Below are 5702 nucleotides of genomic sequence, written 5' to 3'. Positions count from 1 at the left end.
ATCATAACTATATGCTGCTGGCATTCAACCTCCTTATCATCATCTATCCTTATCCTATCACATCCGGACTTTTATGGAAAGAGCTATAACATGAGCAACTTTAGTGTCTGCACCACCTGGGCAAAAATAGATAATAAATTCTATTTACTCGACGTATATCGCGCAAAGCTTGAGTATCCAAAGCTTAAAGAACAGGTTTTGTCACTAGCTGCAAGATGGACGCCACACGCAATTTTAATCGAAGCAAAAACAAGTGGTCAACAATTGGTGCAAGAGCTAAAGACAAACAGTGATTTACCGATTATTGAAATAGTGCCACATGATGACAAGCTCACTCGATTTCATCAAATTGTTCCGATTATAGAGTCTGGCAAGGTTTTTCTGCCACATCAAGCAGTATGGCTGAACGATTTTGAGTATGAGATTTTAATGTTTCCTGAAACTCGACACGATGATCAAGTAGATAGTACCGTGCAATATCTCCAGTGGGTGAGAAACAGTACCTCCAGGGTTGCAGCTATACGAGCATTGTGATTTGAGTCTACCAGTACTGGGATGACAGCTAGGAGACAACCGTCATCCCGCTGCTTGTTAGCGGGATCTAGAGATACCGCGAATGAATCGCGGTATGACGTAGGACTGCTGTTATTCCAGTGTCTGGGCACTGCCGTCTTGGATGGAAAGGCTGGATCCAAGTAGTCAGCTACTCGTATGACATCTTTGTGTTTGAGGCAAAACCAGCTATAACATTTCTTCGCAAACAAATGTTCGTACAGCTGTGGGTCGTGCACAACTCTATTCCTATAGTGAGTAGCTCCCTCCTATCTTATTTATATCATATTTTTAACTTACCCAATAACATAAATTACTTTAGCTATGCTATAGCTAAAGTGGCTTAGGTTTACTTACAATTTGAAAAACAACAAATTCGTCATTCCGCTACTCGTTAGCGCTGTGGCGATATGATGTAGGGAAACCTTTCTTGGGTTAGCTATATCAATAGCATTGCTTTAAAAAGAGTGCCCATATTTTCAGTCAACCTTAAGAATTCACTAAAGATCCTATTCTTTTGTTCATCACTTGCGCTTTTCATTAAAGCCAGGGTTCTTTCTTTTATGCCAAAAAGATATAAAAATTCTCTTTGAGTTAAAATCTCGCAATCTACGTGTTTTAATGAATCTTTTAATGCTTGAAAGTTTACAAGTGCGGTAATATCACTATTACCAACATTCTCAAGAAAATTAGCATACTTATGTTGTTTTATCGATTGCAAAGTGCTCTTATATGCGGGGTATACATAACCGTAATCTACAATCAAAGCAGCTCCTTTATTATTATATATCTTCTTCTCAAGTTTTTTTAATATTTCAACCCCAACTGAACATATTTCCACCACTGCACCATTAAAAAATTTTCCATTTGTCATCTGAGTAGCTGACACTGGAATCCATGATTCTTTTTTTCTGGATTCCAGTGTCACGCACTGGCATGACACCAAGAGACTGCCATCATCTTGTTTTGTCACCATATTTTCATACCACCCCTCATCATGATATACAAACTGATCTATCGGAAGAGCGTCAAAGAACTCATTTGCTAAAAAAATGGTTGGTTGTTCTGGTAGGTTGTCAATATTTTTGTGCCAATTAACATCTAAGCTTTTTAATTTTTCCTTTTGTATCTTCCGTAAAGTAGGGCTTATTTCAACTAAGTGGATCAACATTGAATTAAAAAAGCTGCTGTATTTTTTAGTGACTCTTATTATATCGTGAATGAGTGTTCCTTTGCCTGGCCCAAGTTCAACTAGAGAAAATTTTGATGGCTTTCCTAATTTTTCCCATGTATGCATTATCCAAACTGCAATGACTTCACCAAATAATTGGCTGATCTCAGGTGCGGTAGTAAAATCACCATCCTTACCAAGCGGTAATTTACTTGTATAATAGCCGTATTTTTCATGATACAAAACGGCATTCATGAAATCACTGATGGATATTGATCCTTGACTTTTGTCAATTAATTCGTGTATATAAGTGAGCATGTTATTAATAAATGTTTAACTATAGCGTGCCATAATATAAAATAGTAGAGTATTTATATATATAGTATAAACTTAAGTTTGTGAGTAATAGTGCTTCGGTTATGGACGACAAAAACACCGATTATGTTGCCCTTATACCTCAAGATGATAGTATTGAATACAAATTTGAAGAAGCTGTCAATTTTATAGAAAACAAGGTTATAAATGCTGACGGGTTAACTTTAGCAGAGGTATTTCAAGTGCTAGTTCAAATGCTAAATGGTGATCTAGAATTGGTAAAAAAAGTACTAGCGTATGCTAATATTATGGCAAAGCATGGAATGAAGGTAGCAAAAGAGTCGCAATTAAGCAGAGCTGATGTTCGCCGAGCTTTGGAAGGTAAAGAAAGTGTTGTCAATAGACAAGATTTTATAAAGAAACCACCTCTTCCACTTGCTATAAAATCGACCAAAAAGAAAAGTAGAGGTCTTTAGATGGCTGAATCTATAAAAAAATTTACTGTACAATGTGACTTCAAAGGGCAAAGTTCACCTTTTGCAATATATATAGGAAATCCAAAAAGTGATGCTCATCCAATTCATCATCAAGATTCCTGGCTTATAAAAGAACGTGGAGGGAATATTCCTAATAAAGTAAAAGAAAGTCTACAAAAATTATATAAACTATCTCAAGAAAATGGAGTCTCTTTCTCAGAGCTATGCGCGTATGCCATTACTGTGGTTAGTAACAATGATAAAAAAAGTGACGACAAGCAGTGAGATAGTTTAATCCCTCAATATTTCATTTATAGAGATTTTCGATCTCGTCTTTTCATCCACTTTTTTTACTATGACTGCACAATAGGTTGAAATGTTATTTTGAGATGGAATAGACCCTGGTATCACTACAGAATAAGGCGGCACTTCGCCATAAAATACCTTGCTAGTTTCTCTATCAATAATTTTTGTTGACGCCCCAATAAACACACCCATGCCAAGGACTGATCCTTCTCTCACTACCACACCCTCGGCCACCTCGCTACGCGCTCCAATAAAGCAATTATCCTCTATAATGACAGGTGAAGCTTGAATAGGCTCAAGGACTCCACCTATTCCCACTCCACCGGAAATATGGCAATTTTTTCCTATTTGCGCACAGCTACCAATCGTTGACCAGGTATCTATCATTGTTCCTGAATCAACATATGCACCAACGTTGATAAAACTTGGCATTAGAACAACATTTGTACCTATATAAGCAGATCGGCGAACAAAACACCCAGGAACTGCTCTAATTTTTAACCGGCGAAATTTTTCCTCATTCCATTCACTAAACTTGTTACCGATCTTGTCAAACCAGCAATTGGTATTGTCTATTATTTTGCTTTCTTCAGTGAGAAAATGTAATAATATTGCCTGCTTTATCCACTTATGTACTACCCATTCTCCACTTGATAGCTTTTCTGCTACTCTAATTTTGCCACTATCAAGGAGCTCAATTACCTCTTTAATTGCTATTCTTGCTGTTTTCTTTAGATTACAGTCATTAAATTTTTCTCTATTTTTCCAAATATCTTTTATCTCACTCTGTGTTTTTTTTAGTTGCAAACCTTCCATTTGTTATATATATTTTGTTATATATATGTTGATATTAAATTTATAGCTCGTATCATTTGGGCTTGTTACTACTTATATGTGAGTGCTATGAAAATACAATGTAATAGTTGTACTAAAACTTACTTAGTATCTCCTAAGCAAATTGGTGCGTCTGGAAGGAAGGTAAAATGTACGAACTGCAATCACATATGGCATGAATATCTAGAAGAAGTGTCAAACAAACAGCACTCTGCTAATATACAGGAAAAAAAAGTTAGTGGAAGAAATTTTTTACAAAATCTAGCATTTACCACTCTAGCTTTTGCAACAGCTACAGGGTTATGCGTCGTAATTGCTAACGGCATCTTTCCTAGGGAGATGAACAAAGCATACAAAACGATCAGTTTATACAAGGATTCAATAAGCTATAAATTAGGGTACAAAAAAGAACAAACAGAAAGTCCAAATGTAAAAAAACTTGCTGTAAATAAGTTTTATCAAGACTACCTTTTTTTATCTAATTTAAGATCTAGTTAAATAGGCATACCGATATCAGTATCCAGTTCCTCTAGCTACTCAGATGGTGCTTAGGGTGACAGAGTTTTAAAAATAAGTTATTTTTTAGCAAAAAAGGCAGCTCATGAGTATTAAAATTGCACCTTCTATACTTTCAGCAGATTTTGCAAAATTAGGAGAAGAAGTAAGAAAAATTAGCGATTTAGGTGTAGATTACATACACATAGACGTTATGGATGGGAATTTCGTTCCAAATATTACAATTGGTCCTAGCGTTGTCTCTGCAATACGTAAATATAGCAATCTTCCTTTTGATGTGCATTTAATGGTCAAATCTCCTGGTAACCACATTGAAAGCTTTATAAATGCTGGTGCTGATATTATCACTGTACATGCAGAAGCAGAGACACACCTTGAGAGGTTGATAAGAAAGATAAAGTCATACAAAAATGTAAACGACGCAAAAAAACCGATTCAAGTTGGAGTTTCAATTGTTCCTTCAACTTCTCCAAGTGTGCTTGAATACATAATACATGAGCTAGATATTGTGCTGATTATGACAGTCAACCCTGGCTTTGGAGGGCAGGGATTCATTCATTCACAGTTGAACAAGATATCTACTATAAAAAAAATGATACAAGAGCGTAACCTTAAAACACAAATTTCAGTAGATGGTGGAATCAACTTTTCTAACGCAGCTGATATAATAAAAGCAGGTGCTGATATTTTAGTTGCGGGATCGGCGATATTCAAGGCTGAAGATATTAAGAAGGCCGTAAACGATCTTAAAAATCTATTGTTGTGACCCTATATAGCTAAAGTGGCTTAGGTTTACCTACAATTTGAAAAACAACAAATTCGTCATTCCGCTACTCGTTAGCGGAATCTATGCTGAGATACCGCGGCGGTATGACGTAGAAAAACCTTTCTTGGGTTGTATCCGTTCAGCTAAGCGGTGTGAGAGATGATAGATAAGAGGTTTTGGAAAGGATTGAGACCCCTTTGTTTCCATGTCAAGTATAATGAAATTATCCGTTCAAGGAATGCATTTCCCCGCTTCGATTGGGTAAAATATGAATTTTTGCGATAAACGACATAATGCCGTATCTGCTGTTCAGCATGGTTGTTTGTCAGCGGAATGTTTTCTGGGTCATCTAAAAAATTCCACATCATTCTTTCAGATTTCAAAATCTTTTTTGCAACTCGAGAAGCTCCAATTGCTTCAGGTAAACGGCTTCAAGTAATACCTTGTACGTTTTTGCAACTTTCTTGCACGTCTGGTAAATCTAAAAACATCTATCTCATTTTTTAGCAAGGCCTTTTTTAGTGCAAATAATTCAGTGGCTACGTTTCTTAAGTAACAGCCCAGAACTTTAACTTCAACTATGTGCTAATCTTTCAAAATCTCTTGATAAATGTGCCCAACAGATTTGCCTGTTCTTATCGGCAAAGTAGTTGTATGCTGCGTACCTGTCGGTTACTACTAATACCAATTCTCACTGCACAACAAACAGATAGACAATAATGGAAAAAAAGCCATACTAAACTAAGTGTAATAGCGAGGTATAAAT

The 5702-nt window shown here is 36.2% G+C and carries 7 protein-coding genes and 1 pseudogene; 5 read left to right on the top strand and 3 right to left on the bottom strand.

Annotated features, from left to right (window positions below; genetic code table 11):
* Positions 1–534, top strand: a 534-nt coding sequence (terL, locus tag OZD66_RS00560) for a phage terminase large subunit (RefSeq protein WP_275021888.1), incomplete at its 5' end; no start/stop codon positions are given.
* 457 nt (positions 535–991) lie between these two features.
* Here the strand turns inward: terL and OZD66_RS00555 are convergent.
* Positions 992–2041 (bottom strand): class I SAM-dependent methyltransferase, encoded by a 1050-nt coding sequence (locus OZD66_RS00555; protein WP_182320464.1) that lies wholly within the window; start codon positions 2039–2041, stop codon positions 992–994.
* Positions 2042–2142: 101 nt separating this feature from the next.
* Here OZD66_RS00555 and OZD66_RS00550 point away from each other — a divergent pair, with 101 nt between their 5' ends.
* On the top strand, positions 2143–2514 hold the full coding sequence (locus tag OZD66_RS00550) for a hypothetical protein (RefSeq protein ID WP_220468194.1): 372 nt from the start codon (positions 2143–2145) through the stop codon (positions 2512–2514).
* On the top strand, positions 2515–2799 hold the full coding sequence (locus OZD66_RS00545) for a DUF2610 domain-containing protein (RefSeq protein ID WP_182366251.1): 285 nt from the start codon (positions 2515–2517) through the stop codon (positions 2797–2799).
* Between the two features lie 6 nt (positions 2800–2805).
* Here OZD66_RS00545 and dapD read toward each other — a convergent pair whose 3' ends face one another.
* Complete coding sequence (dapD, locus tag OZD66_RS00540) at positions 2806–3636, bottom strand: 2,3,4,5-tetrahydropyridine-2,6-dicarboxylate N-succinyltransferase (protein ID WP_182366252.1); 831 nt, start codon at positions 3634–3636, stop codon at positions 2806–2808.
* Between the two features lie 87 nt (positions 3637–3723).
* On the opposite strand from dapD, the gene OZD66_RS00535 reads away from it, so the two are divergent.
* A complete protein-coding gene (locus OZD66_RS00535) occupies positions 3724–4152 on the top strand; it encodes a zinc-ribbon domain-containing protein (protein ID WP_182366253.1) in 429 nt (142 codons plus the stop codon).
* Between the two features lie 103 nt (positions 4153–4255).
* Complete coding sequence (gene rpe / locus OZD66_RS00530; RefSeq protein WP_182366254.1) at positions 4256–4936, top strand: ribulose-phosphate 3-epimerase; 681 nt, start codon at positions 4256–4258, stop codon at positions 4934–4936.
* Positions 4937–5079: 143 nt separating this feature from the next.
* Here the strand turns inward: rpe and OZD66_RS00525 are convergent.
* Positions 5080–5618, bottom strand: a pseudogene (locus OZD66_RS00525) (IS66 family transposase); the annotation flags it as partial.
* Positions 5619–5702 lie beyond the last annotated feature (84 nt).

This window comes from Wolbachia endosymbiont of Drosophila baimaii (assembly GCF_028982185.1).
Classification (GTDB): domain Bacteria; phylum Pseudomonadota; class Alphaproteobacteria; order Rickettsiales; family Anaplasmataceae; genus Wolbachia; species Wolbachia pipientis.
The sequence above is the reverse complement of the archived record's forward strand: the minus strand, read 5'-3'. Positions and strand labels throughout refer to the sequence as shown.